This is a genomic window from Pseudomonas sp. R3-56 (assembly GCF_051132075.1).
In the GTDB taxonomy this organism is placed as follows: Bacteria; Pseudomonadota; Gammaproteobacteria; order Pseudomonadales; family Pseudomonadaceae; genus Aquipseudomonas.
Window position 1 is genome coordinate 4,443,077 of the sequence record NZ_CP071657.1, and the last position, 20,211, is coordinate 4,463,287.

Below are 20,211 nucleotides of genomic sequence, written 5' to 3' on the forward strand. Positions count from 1 at the left end.
GCTGACAAGCATGTCCATCCAAGCGCTTGAATTTAAAGGAGCCCGCTCGCGGTCTCCTGGCACAGCTGGGTGGCCAACAGCCCCAGCGTCATCAGGGCCCGCTCGGCCTCGCGGTTCCAGGGCGTGCCGCAGTTCAAGCGAATGCAGTGATTGAACTGCTCGGTGTTACTGAAGATCAGCCCGGGGGCGATGCTGATGCCCTGCTGCAGCGCCCGCACGTGCAACTCCTGGGTATTGACCCGTCCCGGCAGGCTGACCCAAAGGATGAAGCCCCCGGTAGGACGACTCATTTGCGTGCCTTCGGGAAAATACTGCTGCACAGCCAGTTGAAAGGCGCTGAGGTTCTTGCGGTACTCCTGGCGAATGTAGCGCAGGTGCCGGTCGTAGCCGCCGTTTTCCAGGTACGCCGCGATGCCCATCTGCGTGACGCTGCACGCCGAATGAGTACTGAACGTTTGCAGCCGCTGGATCTCTTGCTGGAACTTGCCGGCAATCATCCAGCCGATGCGCACACCCGGCGACAAGGTCTTGGAAAAACTCGAGCAGTAGATCACCCGATCCAGTCGGTCGTACGCCTTGAGTGCCTTGGTACGCCCCTGCTCGAACATCAGTTCGCCGTAAATGTCGTCCTCGACAATCTGAATGTCGAAATCCGACGCCAGGCGCAGCAGCTGCTTCTGCCGCTCCTCGGGCATCGTGCCGCCGAGGGGATTGCTCAGGCGCGTGGTCAGGACCAACGCCTTGATCGACCATTGGTTGGCCGCCAGCTGCAAGGCTTCAAGGCTCATACCGGTGACAGGATCGCTGGGGATCTCGATCACCTTGAGTCCCAACAGATCCGCCAACTGCAGCAAACCGTAATAGGTCGGCGACTCGGCGGCGATCAAATCCCCCGGCCGGGTCAGCACGCGCAGCGACATTTGCAACGCATCGACGCAGCCATGAGTGATCACCACTTCGGAGGGGTCGACCACGACTCCGGCATCACGCATGCGAATCGCCACCTGGCGTCGTAACGGCTCGAAGCCGGGGCTGAACATGTAGCTGAAGGCGCGCGGGCTGTGAAACCGTGTGACCTTGGCCAACTGCTGGTGCAAAGCCCGCACTGGCAGATAATCGACGCTCGGTACCGCCGCGCCCAGCGGGAAGACCCCCTCACGACGCGACTCGACCAACACCTGCTGGATGATGCTGCTGCGCGTCACCAGGCCGGGGCGCTCGACCCGGGCGATGTCCGGCGTCGGCGCGGTCAGGGCCGGCGTCTGGTGCACGTAGTAACCCGACTGCGGCCGCGCCCGGATCAACCCCTGGTCTTCCAGGTTGGCATAGGCCTGCAACACAGTGGCATGACTGACATTGAGCTGCGAACTCATCTTGCGCACCGACGGTACGCGTTCACCGGGCTGATACACACCGCGCCGGATATCTTCAGCCAGTTGTTGAGCAATACGTTGGTAGAGCAGGAGGTTGGTCATGACGCAGCACTCGATTTCACGGGCATTTTATTCTTGTGGGAAATATTACCGGAACAGTTTAGAAGTGTACTGGGACAGTTGCCAGATTACTTGACAGCACAGTGCAGTGACACCCCCAAACTGTACCCATTCCTCGCAATCTCAGACCAAAAAAAACCCGGCGCCTTGGCAGGGGCCGGGTTTTCCAGTGACGCAACCCTCAGCGGGCGGCGCCGAGCTGGCCTTTCTCGTCGGAAAAGACGATTTCCACACGACGGTTCTGGGCCCGGCCACGCTCGGAAGCGTTGACGTCCACCGGGTATTGATCGCCGTAGCCTTCGACCTGGATGCGCTTTTCATCGATCCCCAGGTCCACCAGCACGTCCGCCACCGCCTGCGCGCGATCACGGGACAACTTGAGGTTCTCCTGCTTGCCGCCAGTGCTGTCGGTATAGCCCTCGATACGCACCACGCGCTTGGGATTGAGCTGCAGGAACTGCACGATCTTGAGCACCACGCGGTTGGCCGAGTTCTTCAGTTCCGCTTCGCCGGTGTCGAACAGCACGTCACCCAGGGTCATCACCAAGCCGCGATCAGTCTGGGTGGTGGCCATCGCCATGATCTGTTCTTCCAGCCACTTGCCTTGCTGCTGGACGCTCAGCAACTTGGATTCGCGCAAGGCCAATTGCAGGCGCTGGCGTTCCAGCTCAAGCTTCGCCGCGCGCTCTTCGTTGAGCAACTGATTGCTGTGTTCCCGCGCGATCTCGCTGTAGCGCTGGCTCAGGTAAGCGTAATGCTGGACGTCCTCGCCGCTGCCCCAATAGCTGGACAGGCGATCGGCCCGGGCCAGGGATTCGCCGGCGCGGATGACATCCTTGGGCGCGGCGCGCAGGACATTGGCGTCTTCCTTGACCTTCTGGAAGCTGGCACTGGCCTGTTCCAGCGCCGCTTCGCTACGCTGCCCGGCGCAGCCATACAAACTGGCGAGGCCCGCGAGGACCAGGCTGCCACATACATGGGACGGCTTCATTGGGCATCATCCCTCAACTGTTTGCGCAAGCGCTTGATTCGAGTATCGAGCACGTTCAACTGCTCCTGGCGCTTGAGACTGAGCACCTTCGCTTCGGCCAGGCGCGCGTCCAGCTCGGCCTGCTCGGCGCGCATGCGTGCCTTCTTGTAGGATTCGTCGGCCATGTTGCTCTTGGCGCGGGCGAATTTTTCTTCGGCGAGTTTAAGTTCAGGCACGTCATCCGCGGTGGCGCCCACCGCATGGGCCTGCTCGATGGCCTGTTCAGTCAGGCGCAGCTGTTCATTCGGCGCCGGATCGGCTGCACAACCCGCCAGAGCCAGAACGGCCAGGGCAGCGAAAAGAGGTCGAATAGTCACTAATGTTCCCTACTGTTTTGGGGCACTGACAGGTGGCTGCAACTGTGTTCTCCAACGCTCCAGATTGCGCTGCAACACAGCCTCCGTCAGGCCGGACGCGGCCAATTCTGTCATCTTTTGCGCCAGCTGTCCGCGCAACCATGGGTCGTTGCAGGCTGAGTTATGGGAAACCGCGAGGAACAATCCCGGTTTATCCACCGGTTGCGGTACCGCCTGCAGATCGTTGGCCATCCCCAATGTCTGCGCCATCGCCATGCCCGAGTAGCGTCCTGCCAAGACATATTCCACTTCACCCAGCAGCAATTTCTGAAAGGCCTGGGTCAGGTTGGGTGTTCGGGTCAGGGTTAGGTTCTGCTCGGCAAAGATGCTAAATCCCTGGGTCATTCGGGCCTTCTCCGACAAGGCTCCGGGATGTCCGTGAAGGTCCTCGGGCCGGGTGATGAGCAACGTCGAATCCTTGCGGGTCCAGACCAGGTAATCATTTTCCAGCAAGGCCGGATGCACGTAATCGAGGCTTTCCAGCCCGTTCGTGGTCAGCGGAGCATCGGTGAGCAGGTCCATGCGCCCGCTGCGCACCTCGTCCATTGCCTGGGCACGCTTGCCGGCGTAGAGCAGCTCGATCTTGATCCCCAGCGCCTGCGCCACCTGCTCCAGCAGTTCGGCGCCAGCGCCGATCAGGTGTTTGGGGTCCTGGGGGTCTTGCCAAAGATAAGGCGGCGCATCGGGGCTGCCAGTGGCGACCAGACGCTCACATTTGCCAGCGGCGACAGACAGGCCTGGCATGCAAGCCAATGTCCACAACAACGACCAACCGGCCAAACGGCGAAGATCCATGGCGCTACGCTCCCCGGAAGCAGAAATAAAAAAACCCGGCCAAAGGCCGGGCTCTTTATAAGTGAAGACGCCGGATTAGACCAGCTTCTCCAGCTCGGGGATGGCTTCGAACAGGTCAGCCACCAGGCCATAATCGGCCACCTGGAAGATCGGCGCTTCTTCGTCCTTGTTGATCGCAACGATCACCTTGGAGTCTTTCATGCCGGCCAGGTGCTGGATCGCGCCGGAGATACCGACGGCGATGTACAGCTGTGGCGCAACGATCTTGCCGGTCTGGCCGACCTGCATGTCGTTGGGCACAAAACCTGCGTCGACCGCGGCGCGGGAAGCGCCGACGGCAGCGCCCAGCTTGTCGGCCAGGGCGTACAGGTGCTTGAAGTTGTCACCGTTCTGCATGCCGCGACCGCCGGAAACGACGATCTTGGCAGCGGTCAGCTCAGGGCGATCGGATTTCGCCAGTTCTTCGTTGACGAAGCTGGAGATGCCGGCGTCATGAGCAGCGCCTACCGCTTCAACGGCAGCCGAGCCACCTTCGGCGGCAACCGGGTCGAAACCGGTGGCGCGCACGGTGATGACCTTGATCGCAGCGGTCGATTGTACGGTGGCGATGGCGTTGCCAGCGTAGATCGGGCGCTTGAAAGTATCGGCGCTCTCCACCGAGATGATTTCGGAGATCTGGTCGACGTCCAGTGCGGCAGCCACGCGCGGCAGGATGTTCTTGCCGTTGGAGGTAGCGGCAGCCAGGATGTGGCTGTAGCCCTTGCCCAGCTCGGCCACCAGCGGAGCAACGTTTTCCGGCAGCTGATGTGCGTAGGCGGCGTTGTCGGCCGACAGTACTTTTGCCACGCCGGCAATTTTAGCAGCAGCTTCGGCAACGGCACTTGCGCCCTGCCCGGCCACCAGCACGTGCACATCGCCACCGATTTTGGCCGCGGCAGCAACGGTGTTCAGCGTGGCCGGAGCCAGCGCCTTGTTATCGTGTTCGGCGATTACCAAGATAGTCATAGTCAGATTACCTTCGCTTCGTTTTTCAGTTTCTCGACCAGTTCAGCCACCGACTTGACCTTGATGCCCGCGCTGCGTGCAGCCGGCGCTTCGACCTTCAGGGTCTTGTTGGTGGAGGCGGTGGAAACGCCCAAAGCATCCGGAGTCAGCACTTCAAGCGGCTTCTTCTTGGCTTTCATGATGTTTGGCAGGGACGCATAACGCGGCTCGTTCAAACGCAGGTCGGTGGTGACAATGGCCGGCAGTTTCAGGGAAACCGTCTGCGCGCCGCCGTCGATCTCGCGGGTCACGGCAACGCTGTCGCCGGACACTTCGACTTTCGAAGCGAAGGTGCCCTGGCCGTAGCCGCTCAACGCAGCAAGCATCTGGCCAGTCTGGTTGTTGTCGCTGTCGATGGCCTGTTTGCCGAGGATCACCAGCTGTGGCTGTTCCTTGTCGACAACGGCTTTCAACAGTTTGGCAACGGCCAGGGAAGTCAGCTCTTCGGCGGATTCGACGAGGATGGCGCGATCGGCACCCAGCGCCAGCGCAGTACGCAGTTGCTCCTGGGCGGTGGTCGGGCCGATGGAGACGACAACGATCTCGGTTGCCACGCCTTTCTCTTTCAGGCGTACGGCTTCTTCCACGGCGATTTCGCAGAAGGGGTTCATCGACATCTTGACGTTGGCGAGGTCGACGCCGGAGTTGTCCGCCTTGACGCGAACCTTGACGTTATAGTCGACCACTCGTTTGACAGCTACAAGAACCTTCATGGATTCCTCGTTACTCTCCGGTGAAAAGAAAGTCGCCTGGGCGAACCTGGCGGTTGATGATCATGGGCGCAAGGGCACCTCTAAAAACGCCGGCATGAACCACACATGACCTTGCTCACGGGAGTGAAGACCATTCGTCAGTGATGACCGATGAGTCATTCATTATCGCGGCGTGTAAACTGCGCGTCCGAACCGCGCACCTCGTCACTTTGTGCTGCCTTCGCCCTGTCTTTAGAGGTGCTCTTGAAACCAACAGTCAGCCTACGGCGAGCGCAAAACCGCCCGTATATTGACCGGAACGCCTATTCCGGTCAATACGGCAAAATGGTCGGTCATAAGCCGTACGTCAGTGATTTATCTGGGCTGCGGCAATTTCAAACGAACGTTTGTATTGGACCCCAAGAGTGGTGTAGATATAATGCGCCGCTCAGAGAGAGAAGCGCGGGTCATCCATTGTCGCTTTCGTCGCGCGGCGAAGGAAATAACGGATGCAACGCCAAACCTCCAATTAGAAAAAAACTGTAGAGCCTTGAGTAGGAGATAGCCTGTGGAACGCGAATACATGGAATTCGACGTGGTCATCGTCGGTGCCGGCCCCGCTGGCCTGTCTGCCGCTTGCCGACTGAAACAGAAGGCCGCCGAAGCCGGTAAGGAAATCAGCGTCTGCGTGGTCGAAAAAGGCTCCGAGGTCGGTGCGCACATTCTCTCCGGCGCGGTGTTCGAACCGCGTGCCCTGAACGAATTGTTCCCGGACTGGAAAGAACTCGGCGCGCCGTTGAACACGCCGGTGGTGCGCGATGACATTTATGTCCTGCGAAACGCCGAGGCGGCGAGCAAAATCCCCGACTTCTTTGTGCCCAAGACCATGCACAACGAAGGCAACTATATTATTTCCCTGGGCAACCTGTGCCGCTGGCTGGCCCAGCAGGCCGAGAACCTGGGCGTGGAAATCTACCCTGGCTTCGCCGCCCAGGAAGCGCTGTTCGATGAAAACGGCGTGGTTCGCGGCATCATCACCGGCGACCTGGGTGTCGACCGTGAAGGCAACCCGAAGGAAGGCCTCTACACCCCTGGCATGGAACTGCGTGGCAAGTACACGCTGTTCGCCGAAGGCTGCCGTGGTCACATCGGCAAGCAACTGATCAAGCGCTTCAACCTGGACAGCGAGGCCGACACCCAGCACTACGGCATCGGTCTGAAAGAGATCTGGGAAATCGACCCGGCCAAGCATCAGCCTGGCCTGGTGGTGCACACCGCCGGTTGGCCGCTGGACATCATGGGCACCGAAAACACCGGCGGCTCGTTCCTTTATCACCTGGAAAACAATCAGGTGGTGGTCGGTCTGATCGTCGATCTTTCCTACAGCAACACCTTTCTGTCGCCGTTCGACGAGTTCCAGCGCCTCAAGCATCACCCGGTGCTCAAGCAGTATCTGGAAGGTGGCAAGCGCGTCAGTTACGGTGCTCGCGCCATCGCCAAGGGCGGCCTGAATTCGTTGCCGAAAATGATCTTCAAGGGCGGCGCGCTGATCGGTTGCGACCTCGGTACGTTGAACTTCGCCAAGATCAAGGGCAGCCACACCGCAATGAAGTCCGGCATGCTCGCCGCCGAAGCAGTGGCTGATCGCCTGTTCGCCGAGTCCGAAGGCGGTGACGAACTGACCGCCTATGTCGATGGCTTCAAGAGCAGCTGGCTGTACGAAGAACTGTTCGCCAGTCGCAACTTCGGCGCAGCGATCCACAAGTACGGCGCGATCGTCGGCGGCGGCTTCAACTGGCTCGACCAGAACGTCTTCGGCGGCAAGATTCCGTTCACCCTGCGCGATACCAAGCCGGACTATGCGTGCCTGAAACTGGCGGCCGATTGCAAGAAGATCGACTACCCGAAACCGGACGGCAAGATCAGTTTCGACAAGCTCAGCTCGGTGTTCATCTCCGGTACCAACCATGAAGAAGAACAGCCTTGCCACCTGAAGCTGACCGACCCGAGCATCCCGATCGGCAAGAACCTGCCACTGTACGACGAACCGGCCCAGCGCTACTGCCCGGCCGGCGTGTATGAAGTGATCACCAAGGAAGACGGTGAGAAGCGCTTCCAGATAAACGCCCAGAACTGCGTTCACTGCAAGACCTGCGACATCAAGGACCCTGCACAGAACATCACCTGGGTCACGCCGGAAGGCGCCGGCGGACCGACCTACCCGAACATGTAAGCCGATCCGCTGAACATCAAGGCTCCCGAATGGGGGCCTTTTTGTTGCCCGCCATCAAAAAAACACCCCAGCACCATGCGTGACGGCCGTCAGACCTTGGCGCCCAGCTCCGCCGACAGCCGCGCGGTGACGCCTTTGACCAGGGGAATCAGCTCGGCCATCTTTTCCAGCGGCATGTACGGCACGGTGCTGGCGATGCTGATACCGGCGACGATGCGCTTGCCGGCGTCGCGGATCGGTGCCGCCACGCAACGAATCGACGGTTCGTTGTCTTCGAGGTCGAAGGCATAGCCGCCTGCCACGTATTCCACCATTCGTTGCTGGAACTGCTCCCAGGACTGTTCCTGATGCTGGGGCCAGAACTGATTCTTCCCACCCGCCGGAAGGCTGATCTCGTATAGCCTTTTCCATTGTTCCTGGGAATCATCGAGCATCAGCGCCTTGCCGATCCCGGTGCGCGCGAGTGGCATGCGGTGGCCCACCCGGGAGCGCATTTCCGGTCCGTTGCGGCCCGGATTTTTCAACAGGTACAGGACCTCGTCGCCCTCGCGAATCGCCAGGTGGACGGTGTCTCCGGTGAGCGCCGACAGCTCGTCCAGGTACGGCCCCGCCAGGCTCACCAACGGCAGTTCTTCCCGCGCCTGGAAACCCAGCTCGATCAGCTTCGGCCCCAGCAGATAGCCCACTTGCGGCACCACGCGCAGATAACGCTCGTCCACCAGGCAACTGGCGAGGCGATGGGTGGTGCTGCGGGTGGTGCCGATCAGCCGGGCGATTTCCTTCAAGTCACGGGCGCCGCTGGCGACCGCCTGGACCACGCCCAGGCCACGCAGCAATGTCTGGGTGCCTGTAGGCGCGGCGTCCTTGGTGATTTTTGGATCGTCTTGCTGCATATCCGGCCTTTCACAGTGAGCGGGGGAACGGGCGGCATTATGGTCGCCCGCCCCTCGGGACTACAACTCGATGCGCTCGACTTTCCCGACCAGCAGGATGTAGGACAGCGCGCCAATCAACGCCAGAACGGCGATGTAGGTGATGGCCGGGGCAAACGAATCGCCGCTGGCGAGAAAACCAATGACGATCGGCGTGGCGATGGCCGCCAGGTTGCCGATGAAATTGAACACCCCACCGGTCAACCCCAACAGCCGTGCCGGCGCCAGAGTCGATACCAGCGACCAAGTGATCGACGCCAGGCCGTTGCCGAAAAAGGCCAGGGCCAGGAATGCAATCACCAGCGGCGTCGACTCGACGAAATTGGCGCCGATGATTGCCGTGGAAATCAACAGACCACCGATAATCGGCAGCTTGCGCGCGAACCCCACTGTGGCGCCGCGACGAATCAGCCAGTCGGAGAAGAACCCGGAACACAACACGCCGACAAACGCCGCGAGGAACGGCAGCGACGCCAGCAAGCCGGATTTGATGAAATCCATGCCGCGATATTTCACCAGGTAGGTCGGAAACCACGTCAGGAAGAACCACAGCGTGGAGTTGAGGCAGAACTGGCCCAGGTAAATCCCCCAGAGCTTGCGCTGGGTCAGGACGATGCCGAGATCGGTCCAGCTGAATTTCGCCTTGGCCTTGGCCGTCTCGGCCTGGATATCCACCAGCCCGCCGCCTTCGCGGATCAGTTCGATTTCGGCGGCGTTGGCGCCTTTGAAATCCCGCGGCTCGCGATACACCGCGTACCAGATCACCGCCCAGAGAATGCCGACGGCACCGGTCACGACGAACACCATGTGCCAGCCGAAGGCATGCTGCAGCCAGGCCAGGACCGGCGTCAGGAATGCCAGGCCGACAAATTGCCCGGACGTATAAACACCGATTGCCGTGGCCCGTTCACGCTCGGGAAACCAAGTGGTGACCACGCGGCTATTGATCGGATAAGCCGGCGCTTCCAGGGCGCCGACGGCCATGCGCAGGACAAACAGCGCGATGAAGCTGGCAGCGAAACCGAGCATCACCGTGGCCACCGACCACAGCAGCAGCGCCACGCTGTAGAGAATGCGTGGCGGCACGCGGTCCACCAGCCAGCCACCGGGAATCTGCATGGCGGCGTAGGTCCAGCCGAACGCCGAGAAAATCAGCCCGACATGGATCGGATCGATCCCCAGTTCGCTGGTCAGTGCGGGGGCGGCAATCGAGAGGTTGCTGCGGTCCAGGTAATTGATCACCACAGTGATGAACAGCAGGACCATGATGAAAAAACGCTTGCGGCTGGGCGTCACCAACGACGCCTGCGCGCTCAGGGTGTGCGCTTGCATGTGAGGTGCCTCTTTTTATGTTTATTGAGGGTGAAACTCTTGAGCGGTCACGTCACTACCGTGGCGAGGGAGCTTGCTCCCGCTGGGCTGCGTAGCAGCCCCTGGGTTTATGAGTTGATGCTTGTGCGACTGCTGCGCAGCCCAGCGGGAGCAAGCTCCCTCGCCACGGGGGAAAGTGGGCGGCCAGGCATTCACCACTCGGCATAACTGCCATCGGCATGGCGCCAGATCGGGTTGCGCCAGCGGTGGCCGATGGCCGCGCGCTCGATGACGTATTCCTCGTTGATCTCGATGCCCAGGCCCGGGCCGTTGGGGATCTTCACGAAGCCTTTGTCATAGTCGAACACCTGCGGATCCTTGATGTAATCCAGCAAGTCGTTGCTCTCGTTGTAATGGATACCCAGGCTCTGCTCCTGGATGAACGCGTTGTAGCAAACCGCGTCCAGCTGCAGGCACGCCGCCAGCGCGATCGGGCCCAGCGGGCAGTGCAACGCCAGCGCCACGTCATAGGCCTCGGCCATGTTGGCGATCTTGCGGGTTTCGGTGATGCCGCCGGCGTGGGAGGCATCCGGCTGGATGATGTCCACGTAGCCTTCGCTGAGCACCCGCTTGAAGTCCCAGCGTGAGAACAACCGTTCGCCCAAGGCGATCGGCGTGCTGGTCAGTGGTGCCAGTTCCTTGAGCGCTTCGTAGTTTTCGCTGAGCACCGGCTCCTCGATGAACATCAACTTGTAAGGGTCGAGCTCCTTCATCAGCACCTTGGCCATCGGCTTGTGCACGCGGCCATGGAAGTCCACGCCAATGCCGACGTTCGGCCCGACCGCATCGCGCACCGCCGCCACGTTGGCCAGGGCCAGGTCGACTTTTTCAAACGTGTCGAGAAATTGCAGCTCCTCGGTGCCGTTCATCTTCACCGCAGTGAAGCCCCGTGCAACGGCTTCTTTCGCCGCTCGGGCGGTGTCCGCCGGGCGGTCGCCGCCGATCCACGAATACACGCGGATCTTGTCGCGCACCTGGCCGCCCAGCAGATCGCTGACCGACACGCCCAAGGCCTTGCCCTTGATGTCCCACAATGCCTGGTCGATACCGGCCAGCGCGCTCATGTGAATGGCACCACCGCGGTAGAAACCGCCGCGATAGAGCACGGTCCAGATGTCCTCGATGTTGCGCGGGTCTTTGCCGATCAGGTAGTCGGACAATTCCTCGACGGCGGCCGCCACCGTGTGGGCACGGCCTTCGACCACCGGCTCGCCCCAACCGGTCACGCCCTCGTCGGTCTCGACCTTGAGGAAGCACCAGCGCGGCGGAACGATAAAGGTGGTCAACTTGGTGATTTTCATCTTCTTGTCTCTCTTGTCGGATGCAGCGCGCGGGGCGCTGGGAAAGTCTTCAGCTCAAAGCGTTCCATGCGGCCACGTAGGCCTTGGCGCGCACCGCCACTTCGTCCACTGTCAGGCCCGGCTTGAACAGCCCGGAACCGAGGCCGAAACCCTTCACGCCAGCCTCGATGAATACCGCCATGTTGTCCGGCGTGATCCCGCCCACCGGCACCAGCACGGTCCCGGCCGGCAACACCGCAAGCCAGGCCTTCACCACTGCCGGGCCCATCTGCTCGGCCGGAAACATCTTCAACACATGAGCACCCTCGGCCAGCGCAGCGAAGGCTTCGGTGGGCGTGGCGACGCCGGGCGACAGGTACAGGCCCGCCGCTTTCGCCGCGCGCAGCACCTTTGGATCGCTGTGGGGCATGACGATCACCTGGCCGCCAGCCGCTTTCACCTGCTCGACCTGCTCCGGTGTGAGCACGGTGCCGGCACCGATCAGGCAATCGGCGGGCAACGTGCTGCGCAGGATGCGGATACTTTCGTACGGCTCAGGAGAATTGAGCGGTACTTCGATGACGCGAAATCCGGCGTCATAAAGGACTTCGCCGATAGCGGCCGCCTCTTCGGGACGTAGGCCGCGCAAGATCGCGATCAGCCCGTTTTGCGCCAGTGCTTGGGTGAGCATTTCAAGGTCTCCAGTGAGGTTTAGCGCGATGCGGTGGAATCGAGCAGCCCGGCCGCCACGGCCAGTTGCCACAGCCCGCGTTCGGTGGCCTGTTCGGCCAGGGTCACGCGGGCGAACCCGCAGGCGTCGAGAGCCCGTTGATAGCGGGCACATAGTTGAGAGTTGCCGATCAGCACCACCGTTGGCAGATGCACGCTGTTGCGTCGCTGCCGCTGCACGGCGGCCAGGGCGGTCAGTTCATGGCCGATGAGCAGGCCGGAAAGATAGTCGGCCTGGGCGCTGGCACCGAGTTCGCCGGTCAAGCCCAGGCTGCGGGCGCTGAATACCGTGGACAGCGGGCCGATCTGGCCGTCTACCGACAGCGCTACCTGCACGCCACGATCAAACGCCGCGCCGTCGAACGCCACACCGCGTTGCTGGGTGCGGCCGAGAATGCTGTGCTCACTGAGCACGGCGAAGATCTCGCCGGTCATGAAGGTGTCGAAATACACAATGCAGCCATCGGCCACTTCCACCCATTTCGAATGGCTGCCTGGCAGGCCGATCAGCACCGCTTCGTTCGGCAGGCTGGCCAACGCACCGAGCACCTGGGTTTCTTCGCCGCGCATGACATTGGGCAGCCGGGAACGTTGGATCACTCCCGGCACAATGTGCACATCGACTCCGCGAAGACTGCGGATGACCTGTAGGGAATGTCCGAGGTTGGCGACGTTTGCCGGCGTGTCGCAGTAAGGCGCTTCACGCCAGCCCTGGGCGCTGCCGACCATGCCACAAGCGATGACGGGCAAACCTGGCTGCGCATCGAGCCAGTCGCCGCAGGCTTCATCGAAGGCCAGTTCGAAACCGTTGTTGCACGCCTGGCCGGCAACCGTGCGCGGCCCGGACGGCAACTGCATGATCCCCGACGACAGCGAACGCTGTTCGAGCACCTCGCCTCCAGCGGCAAGTTTGTAAGCTCGTAATGAGGTGGTACCCCAATCGAGCGCTATCAATTGCGCCTGCATCCGCTTCACCTGTTTTGTTTATTGGCAGTGAGTGAAGCGGACTATAAACCCGGGCGCCGGAAAATCTCAATATATAAATATCAATCCCATATATTGGGATATAAAAGCATCCCGTAAAACCATCGCTATCTGCATGAGACCCTGCTACGTTTTTTGACCGGACGCCAAACATCAGGGACAAAAAATGGAACACTCACTGAAGATCCTCGGCCGCACCTCTTCGATCAACGTCAGAAAAGTACTCTGGACCCGTCAGGAACTGGACATCCCTTACGAACGCGAAGATTGGGGCATCGGCTTTGCGTCGACCCATGACCCGGCATTCCTGGCCCTCAACCCCAACGCCCAGGTGCCGGTGATCATCGATGAGAACGGCGTGCTCTGGGAGTCGAACACTATTTGCCGCTACCTAGTGGGCAAGCATGGGCGCGACGATTTGTTGCCCATCGAACCTGCCGCCCGCGCGCGCGTCGAGCAGTGGATGGACTGGCAAGCCACGGAGCTCAATCCGTCGTGGGGGGATGCGTTTTATGGGTTGGTGCGCAAACATCCGGATTTCCAGGACCCGCAGCTCATCGCTGCCGGGGTTAAAGGCTGGAACGAGAAAATGGGGTTGCTCGAGCAGCAGTTGAATCACACCGGCGCCTACGTGGCCGGTGCGAAATTTTCCCTGGCGGACGTGCTTATCGGCCTGTCCGCGCACCGCTGGCGCCAGACGCCCATGGAGCGTCCGGACTATCCAGCCGTGGCCGCTTATTGCAAGCGGCTCGAACAGCGTCCCGGATTTGCCGAGTACGCGTCCAGCGCCTACTCGTAAGCCTCAATTGCCGTTGGCGAAATCCCGCAGTACCTTGCCATCCATGCGGTAGCGCACCCATTCTTCCTGGGGTTGCGCGCCAAGGGACTTGTAGAACTCGATGGCCGGGGTGTTCCAGTCCAGGACGCTCCACTCGAAGCGACCGCAGTCGTTGTCGCAGGCGATCTTCGCCAGATGCCGCAACAACGTCTTGCCCGCCCCGCCGCCGCGTTGTTCGGGAGTGATATAGAGGTCTTCGAGGTACAGGCAATTGCTGCCCAGCCAGGTGGAGTAACTGAAGAAAAACACTGCGAAACCGATCGGCACGCCATCACGCAGGCACATCAACCCATGGGCGGTTGCGCCTTCGCTGAACAGGCTGCGCTCGATATCGGTAACGCTGGCGATGACTTCGTGGCGGGCTTTTTCGTAATCGGCAAGCTCAGTGATGAAGGCAAGGATTTGCGGCGCATCGCTGGGTTGCGCAGGACGGATCTCGATCGACATGAACGGGCCTTGTAGCCAATTGAAAGCACCATACTAAGCCGCTGCGCGGCGCTCGTCACATCTTCTGAAGACAACTTTCACAGTACCGTTCGTCGCCCTCAAGGCACCATCCCCGCTCCCGCGCGGCCAAAAATCAGGCAAGCATTCCTAAAACGGAGGCTACACCATGATCAGTTCCAGGCTGACTGCGTTCACATTTGCCGCTCTGTTGTCCTCGGCGGCTTTCGCGGCCACGACTTCAGGGACCGGCCCGACCGATCCGGTACAGGCACCGAATTCGCCCGCCACCCAAGGCTTGCCCAAGCTGAATACCGACGGCACCGGCGGCACCTTGAACAATGGCCAGCCGCCCGCCACGGGCACCGATCCACGGGTCCAGGGTAATGACACCGGTCGCCAGGGTGGCATGAACACCCCGGACTCCACCGCTCCGGATAACGCCGACACCGGCGTGGGTTCGAAAACCACCACCGGCGGTTCCGGTTCGGAAGGTGGCGCCAACCAATAGCCTGGCTCGCAGGTGACTCTGCTCACACGCCAGAGGAGGAACAGTCCATGCCTCGTGGAAGCAAAGACAAATACACCGACAAGCAAAAGCGCAAGGCCGAGCACATCGAAGAGAGTTATGAGCAAAAAGGCGTGCCGGAGGGCAAGGCCGAAGCTCGGGCCTGGGCGACGGTCAACAAGCAGTCCGGGGGTGGCGAACGCTCCGGTGGGTCCGGCAAGAAAAAACCCGCCGAGGCCAAGCAATCCGACCGCAAGGAATCGGCCCGGCGCGCCGTCAAGTCGCGTGAAGGCCATCCGCGCACCAGCAACGCCTCCCATGAGGCTCAGACGGTGGACAGCCTGATGAAGGAAGCCCGGGCGAAAAACATTCCCGGACGTTCGAAGATGCGCAAGCAGGAGTTGGTCGAGGCGTTGCGCAAGGCTGGGTAATTGTTGGCGTCAGCCAAGAACGCCTTCGCGAGCAGGCTCGCTCCCACACTGGTTCTGCGGCATCCGAGATTTCTGTGCCGAACACGAGAACCTGTGGGAGCGAGCCTGCACGCGATAGCGGTGGATCAGCTGAGGAAGTGTTGGAGCTACTGATGCCTTCGCGAGCAGGCTCGCTCCCACACTGGTTCTGTGCTGTGCCACGGTAATGAGGCCTGGCACGCAACCTGTGGGAGCGAGCTTGCTCGCGATAGCGGTAGATCAGTCGCCACCGACCTTCAGCGCTGCTTCAACCGGTCGATCACCACCGCCAGCAACAGGATCGAACCACGGATGACGTACTGGTAGAAGGTGTCGATATTTTTCAGGTTCATCGCGTTCTCGATGATCGCGAGGATCAGTACACCGGCAATGACATGGCGAATCATGCCGATCCCGCCACTCAGCGAAACCCCGCCCAATACACAGGCCGAGATCACCGTCAGCTCGAAGCCCTGGCCGATCATCGGCTGGCCCGAGGTCATGCGCGACGCCAGGATCACACCCGCCAGCGCGCCGATCACGCCATGCACGGCGAAGATGATGATCTTGGTGCGATCAACGTTCACCCCCGCCAGCAACGCGGCTTCCTGGTTGCCGCCGATGGCCATGGTGTTGCGCCCGTAGGTGGTGTAGTTCAACAACCAGCCGAAGAACAGGAAGCAGATAATCGTGATCAGGATCGGCACCGGCACGCCAAACAGCTGGCCGTTGCCGAACACGAAGAACGATTCCTGGGACACGCCGACCGCTTTACCGTTGGCAAAGATATACGCCAGGCCGCGAACGATCTGCATCGTCGCCAGCGTCGTGATCAACGCGTTGACCCGTAGTTTTGCAATGACGATGCCGTTGATCAGACCGACGATCAGGCCCATCACCAGCGCCGCGCTGACACCGAGGAACACGCTGTTGGTGTCGCGCATTACCACGGCAGCGACCACGCCGGCACAGGCAATCACCGAGCCCACCGACAGGTCGAAGTGCCCGGAAGCCAGGCAATAAAGCATGGTGCAGGCGGCAATGCCGGTGGTGGAAATCGCCAGGCCCAGGCCCCGCATGTTCAGCGGCGACAGGAAGTTGTCGATCATCAGGGTGCAGAGCACAAAGATGCCGATAGCCGCCAGCAGCATGACCCAGTCGTCGAGGAAGCGGCGCAGGTCGAGGGGCTTGCGTGCCGTTGGCAGTGCATTGTTTTGAATGGTCATGATTACCTCTCAGTTCGCCGCGTCGGCAACGCGTTGGCGCGGCAGCGCCAGTTGCAGCAGGTTGGATTCGTTGGCCTGGTCACGCGGCAGCTCGCCGCGCATGGCCCCTTCGCACAGCACCAGGATCCGGTCGGAAATACCCATCACTTCCATCAGGTCGCTGGACACCACGATCACGGCGATGCCATCGGCCGCCAGGTTGTGGATGATCTGGTAGATCTCGGCTTTCGCACCGATGTCGATGCCCCGTGTCGGCTCGTCCAGCAGCAGGACCTTCATCGGCATCGACAGCCAACGCCCGAGGATCGCCTTCTGCTGGTTACCACCGGACAGGTACATGATTTTCTGGCTGGCCGCCGGGGTCTTCACTTTCAGCGACTTGATCTGCTTGTCGGCATTGCCCCGCTCCCATTCGCCGCGCAGCAGGCAGCCGAGGGTCGAATGGGACGGACGCGCGCTGATGTTGATGTTCTCGCCGACACTGCCCAACGGAATGATGCCTTCCTTCTTGCGGTCCTCCGGGCAGAGCAGCACGCCAGCGGCGATAGCATCCCGTGGCGAACGCAGTTTCAGTTCCTTGCCGTGCAGGACAAGACTGCCCTCGCTCTGACGCTCCAGCCCACTGAGCAAGCGAAACAGCTCGGTACGACCGGCACCGACCAGTCCGAACAGTCCAAGGATTTCACCCTTGTGCACCTCGAAACTCACCGGCTCGCGCAGGCCCGGCCCCAGCAGTCCCTTCACCTGCAGCGCCACATCGCCACGCTCACGCGGACGATAGTCATAGATGTCCTGGATATCACGACCGACCATGCAGGTGACGAGTTGATCATGGGTCAACTCGCTCATGTTTTCGAAGGTCCGGACATAACGACCGTCCTTGAACACCGTCACCGCGTTACAGATTCGAAAGACTTCTTCCATGCGGTGGCTGACGTACAGCACCACTTTGCCCTCGTCCCGCAGGCGGGCGATGATCGCCATCAAACGGTCTATTTCCCGCGCCGAGAGGCTGCTGGTCGGTTCGTCGAAAGCAATGACGTGGGCGCCACGGGATAATGCCTTGGCGATTTCCACCAACTGGCGCTGGCCGAGGGACAGGCGACCGACTTTTTCCTGCGGGTCGATTTCGTCCGCCAGGCCTTTGAGCAGCGCCAACGCCTGCTGGCGCAGCACGCTGCGATTGACCAGGCCGAAACGCGCCGGCAAATGGCCAAGGAACAGGTTTTCGGCGACGGTCATTTCCGGCACCAGGTGCAGCTCCTGGTGAATCACCGCCACACCGCTGGCGATGCTGTCGGCGGTGCCTTTGAACGCCATCGTCTGCTCACCGATCTGCAAGTCGCCGCTGCTCGGGATATAGGCGCCGCCAAGGATCTTGAGCAACGTGGACTTGCCCGCGCCGTTTTCACCCATCAAGGCATGAACCTGTCCTGGATGGGCGACGAAACTGATATTGGCCAGGGCCTGCACGCCGGGAAAGGTCTTGCCGATCCCGTTGAATCGCAAGCTGCCGCCAGTGTTGTGTTGCCGTGTCGCTGTTTGCGCTTGCATAACCACCTCGAACTCACAGAGATCAAGCGGCCCGGTCACGCCTGTGACCAGGGCCGCTTTTGAATCAACCAGCCGTCAATTCCACAGGCCGATCTTTTCCAGTTCCTGCTTGAAGTTCTCCCGGGTGATCAGCGTCACCTCGTCCATGGCGGTGTACTTCGGCGGCTCCTTGCCGGTGGTGATCCACTCGTACATCATTTCGGCGGTCTTGTAGCCTTCGATGTGCGGGCTTGGCAGCATCGAACCGAAGAAGCCACTATTTGGTTTCTTCAGCTCGCCGATGGCGTCGGTGCCGTTGATGCCGATACCGATCACGTTGGCCGCCTTGAAGCCGGCTGCTTCGGTAGCGCGCACGCCACCCAGCACGGTGTTGTCATTCATGCCGCCGATGATCAGGTTTTTCGCGGCGCTAGGCAGCTTGACCAACGCCGAGTTGGTGGAGTCCATGCTGCCCGGCACGTCGAGGGTCTTCAGCGCTGTGAACAGGATATGGTCTTCCGGCATCCCGGCCTTCTTCAGGGCATCGACCGAACCGTCGGTGCGTTTCTTACCGGTGTCCAGCTCGTTGAAGGTGTTGATCACCGCGTAGGTGTCTTTCCAGTCCCAGTCGCGTTTTTTCGCTTCGGCAGCCATCGCGGCGCCTTGTTTCTGGCCAACCTCGAACGCGGCCATGCCCAGGTACGGCACGTCTTCCATGAATTTTCCGCTGGCGTCGACGAAACGGTCGTCCACGGCGATCACCTTGAGGTCGTTGAGCTTGGCCTTGGCCATGATGGCCGGGCCCAGGGACACGTCCGGCGGGCAGATCACAAAGCCCTTGGCACCGTTGGCGGCCAGGCTGTCGATAGCGGAGAGGGTTTTCTCGCCGTCAGGCACGGCGATCTTGATCAACTGGAAGCCTTTGTCCTTGGCCGCCTTCTCGGCGAATGCCCATTCGGTCTGGAACCAGGGCTCCTCGGCCTGCTTGACCAGGAAACCGATTTTCACCGCATCGGCCGCCAGCAGGTGGCTGCTGAGACTGAACGCGGTAACCGCCAGGGCGGCGCGACACAGGGAACGGATCCCACGACGATGTTTCATAGCTGACTCCTTGTTTTTTTTATTGAAAGCCAAACGTCCAGGGATCTGCTCCACGTTGGTGGAAATGCGCAGGCTGGCCGGTCAAATCGTGTTACTGCACAGCATAGGTCTAAATAGTCATATCGTATGATGATTGGATTACAGGCGAAGTTTCCCACTGCAATCCAGAAATATTCAGTCGTGGTACATGACCGAACGTCCACCATCAATGGTGATGCATGAAGCGTTGATGAAAGGTGCTTCGTCACTGGCCAGAAACACCGCCGTCATTGCCACTTCGATCGGCTGGCCGATACGCCGTGGCGGGTGCAGATCCAGCGCACGCTGGCGTTCGGCCCGTGGATCGGTGAAGCCATTCCAGTAATCGATATTCAGCTGGGTCTCGATGTAGCCCGGCGCAATGGCATTCACCCGCACGCCTTGGGGGGCGTATTCGATGCCCAGGGCACGGGTCAGCCCGAGCAGGCCATGCTTGGCCACCGGGTAAGGGAAACAGCCGGGAATGATGTGGGACGAATGGGTCGACGCGATATTGATGATGCTGCCCACGCCCTGCTCGATCATCTGTGGCAATACGGCCTTGCAGCCATACCAGGCACCGTCCAGGTCGATGGCGAAGCAACGGCGCCAGTCTTCCTCGGTCATTTCCAGCGGATCGCGGAACACATTGACGCCAGCGCAGTTCACCAATACGTCGATGCGACCATGCAGTTCAACCGCTCGCCGGGCCATGGCGTGCAGGTCCTGCTGGCTTGAAACATCGACCTTGAGTGCTTGTACATCCCCACCGCGCCCACGCCAATGGGCGGCGACGGCCTCGACTTTTTCAGCCTGGATGTCGCTGATGACCAGCCGCGCCTGTTGGGAAGCAAACGCAGCAACGATTGCCTCGCCAATGCCCTGGGCAGCACCCGTCAGCAGCACGACCTTGCCTTTCAACCGTTCGCCCTTCGGTGGCTCCGGAACCGGTGGCAAGCAAAGCGCTTCAGCCATGGACCTGGGCTCCCGCGGCAAGACACGAGAAAAACCGGGCACCCACGGGGGACCGGTCAGGAAACGGCAGAACGGACAGTAGCTGGCGAACGCCGCTGGGGCGTTCGGGGGAAATTCGATGCATCGCTTCACCAGTTTTGTTTTTTTAGTGTGAGTGCGTATTGCTGATGCAGCCGACTA

The 20,211-nt window shown here is 60.9% G+C and carries 20 protein-coding genes; 4 read left to right on the forward strand and 16 right to left on the reverse strand.

What is annotated here, in order from left to right; genetic code table 11:
• Positions 1-32 precede the first annotated feature (32 nt).
• The 6 genes from J3P96_RS20090 to J3P96_RS20115 all read right to left on the reverse strand — a co-directional run bounded on the left by J3P96_RS20090 (position 33) and on the right by J3P96_RS20115 (position 5,431).
• On the reverse strand, positions 33-1,475 hold the full coding sequence (locus J3P96_RS20090; RefSeq protein ID WP_305496026.1) for a PLP-dependent aminotransferase family protein: 1,443 nt from the start codon (positions 1,473-1,475) through the stop codon (positions 33-35).
• A gap of 199 nt (positions 1,476-1,674) precedes the next feature.
• Positions 1,675-2,484 carry an OmpA family protein gene (locus J3P96_RS20095; RefSeq protein ID WP_434569332.1) on the reverse strand — a complete coding sequence of 270 codons (810 nt, stop codon included), beginning with the start codon at positions 2,482-2,484 and terminating at the stop codon, positions 1,675-1,677.
• A complete protein-coding gene (locus J3P96_RS20100) occupies positions 2,481-2,840 on the reverse strand; it encodes a DUF4398 domain-containing protein (protein ID WP_434603286.1) in 360 nt (119 codons plus the stop codon). The genes J3P96_RS20095 and J3P96_RS20100 overlap by 4 nt, the downstream gene beginning before the upstream one ends.
• A 9-nt stretch (positions 2,841-2,849) precedes the next feature.
• Positions 2,850-3,674 (reverse strand): substrate-binding periplasmic protein, encoded by an 825-nt coding sequence (locus tag J3P96_RS20105; protein WP_434653181.1) that lies wholly within the window; start codon positions 3,672-3,674, stop codon positions 2,850-2,852.
• A gap of 75 nt (positions 3,675-3,749) precedes the next feature.
• Positions 3,750-4,679, reverse strand: a complete 930-nt coding sequence (locus tag J3P96_RS20110; protein WP_053123770.1) for an electron transfer flavoprotein subunit alpha/FixB family protein — start codon at positions 4,677-4,679, stop codon at positions 3,750-3,752.
• Positions 4,680-4,681: 2 nt separating this feature from the next.
• A complete protein-coding gene (locus J3P96_RS20115; RefSeq protein WP_024776877.1) occupies positions 4,682-5,431 on the reverse strand; it encodes an electron transfer flavoprotein subunit beta/FixA family protein in 750 nt (249 codons plus the stop codon).
• Between the two features lie 547 nt (positions 5,432-5,978).
• Here J3P96_RS20115 and J3P96_RS20120 point away from each other — a divergent pair.
• The gene (locus J3P96_RS20120; RefSeq protein WP_434653183.1) at positions 5,979-7,643 is read left to right on the forward strand and encodes an electron transfer flavoprotein-ubiquinone oxidoreductase; all 1,665 of its coding nucleotides are present in this window, start codon (positions 5,979-5,981) and stop codon (positions 7,641-7,643) included.
• A gap of 89 nt (positions 7,644-7,732) precedes the next feature.
• Here the strand turns inward: J3P96_RS20120 and J3P96_RS20125 are convergent, their stop codons facing one another.
• The 5 genes from J3P96_RS20125 to J3P96_RS20145 all read right to left on the reverse strand — a co-directional run bounded on the left by J3P96_RS20125 (position 7,733) and on the right by J3P96_RS20145 (position 12,921).
• Positions 7,733-8,536: an IclR family transcriptional regulator gene (locus J3P96_RS20125; RefSeq protein ID WP_013693986.1), complete on the reverse strand. Its 804-nt coding sequence runs from the start codon at positions 8,534-8,536 to the stop codon at positions 7,733-7,735.
• A 60-nt stretch (positions 8,537-8,596) separates the two neighbouring features.
• Positions 8,597-9,907, reverse strand: coding sequence for an MFS transporter (locus J3P96_RS20130; RefSeq protein ID WP_434653185.1), 1,311 nt, complete (start codon positions 9,905-9,907; stop codon positions 8,597-8,599).
• Positions 9,908-10,098: 191 nt separating this feature from the next.
• Positions 10,099-11,247, reverse strand: coding sequence for a galactonate dehydratase (gene dgoD, locus J3P96_RS20135; protein WP_434653187.1), 1,149 nt, complete (start codon positions 11,245-11,247; stop codon positions 10,099-10,101).
• 49 nt (positions 11,248-11,296) lie between these two features.
• Positions 11,297-11,917, reverse strand: a complete 621-nt coding sequence (locus J3P96_RS20140; protein WP_434653189.1) for a 2-dehydro-3-deoxy-6-phosphogalactonate aldolase — start codon at positions 11,915-11,917, stop codon at positions 11,297-11,299.
• A gap of 20 nt (positions 11,918-11,937) precedes the next feature.
• A complete protein-coding gene (locus J3P96_RS20145; RefSeq protein ID WP_434653191.1) occupies positions 11,938-12,921 on the reverse strand; it encodes a 2-dehydro-3-deoxygalactonokinase in 984 nt (327 codons plus the stop codon).
• Positions 12,922-13,105: 184 nt separating this feature from the next.
• On the opposite strand from J3P96_RS20145, the gene J3P96_RS20150 reads away from it, so the two are divergent.
• Positions 13,106-13,738, forward strand: coding sequence for a glutathione S-transferase family protein (locus tag J3P96_RS20150; RefSeq protein WP_434653193.1), 633 nt, complete (start codon positions 13,106-13,108; stop codon positions 13,736-13,738).
• Positions 13,739-13,741: 3 nt separating this feature from the next.
• On the opposite strand, the gene J3P96_RS20155 is transcribed toward J3P96_RS20150, so the two are convergent.
• Positions 13,742-14,224, reverse strand: a complete 483-nt coding sequence (locus tag J3P96_RS20155; protein WP_434569340.1) for a GNAT family N-acetyltransferase — start codon at positions 14,222-14,224, stop codon at positions 13,742-13,744.
• A 166-nt stretch (positions 14,225-14,390) separates the two neighbouring features.
• Between J3P96_RS20155 and J3P96_RS20160 the strand changes: the two genes are divergently transcribed.
• The gene (locus J3P96_RS20160; protein ID WP_305496037.1) at positions 14,391-14,732 is read left to right on the forward strand and encodes a hypothetical protein; all 342 of its coding nucleotides are present in this window, start codon (positions 14,391-14,393) and stop codon (positions 14,730-14,732) included.
• 47 nt (positions 14,733-14,779) lie between these two features.
• On the forward strand, positions 14,780-15,160 hold the full coding sequence (locus tag J3P96_RS20165; protein ID WP_434625143.1) for a Rho termination factor N-terminal domain-containing protein: 381 nt from the start codon (positions 14,780-14,782) through the stop codon (positions 15,158-15,160).
• Positions 15,161-15,435: 275 nt separating this feature from the next.
• Here the strand turns inward: J3P96_RS20165 and araH are convergent, their stop codons facing one another.
• The 4 genes from araH to J3P96_RS20185 form a co-directional block, all read right to left on the reverse strand.
• Positions 15,436-16,404: an L-arabinose ABC transporter permease AraH gene (gene araH, locus J3P96_RS20170; RefSeq protein WP_434653195.1), complete on the reverse strand. Its 969-nt coding sequence runs from the start codon at positions 16,402-16,404 to the stop codon at positions 15,436-15,438.
• 9 nt (positions 16,405-16,413) lie between these two features.
• Positions 16,414-17,958 carry an L-arabinose ABC transporter ATP-binding protein AraG gene (gene araG / locus J3P96_RS20175; RefSeq protein ID WP_434653197.1) on the reverse strand — a complete coding sequence of 515 codons (1,545 nt, stop codon included), beginning with the start codon at positions 17,956-17,958 and terminating at the stop codon, positions 16,414-16,416.
• 75 nt (positions 17,959-18,033) lie between these two features.
• Positions 18,034-19,038 carry a substrate-binding domain-containing protein gene (locus J3P96_RS20180; RefSeq protein WP_434625147.1) on the reverse strand — a complete coding sequence of 335 codons (1,005 nt, stop codon included), beginning with the start codon at positions 19,036-19,038 and terminating at the stop codon, positions 18,034-18,036.
• A gap of 174 nt (positions 19,039-19,212) precedes the next feature.
• On the reverse strand, positions 19,213-20,031 hold the full coding sequence (locus J3P96_RS20185; protein WP_434653199.1) for an SDR family oxidoreductase: 819 nt from the start codon (positions 20,029-20,031) through the stop codon (positions 19,213-19,215).
• Positions 20,032-20,211 lie beyond the last annotated feature (180 nt).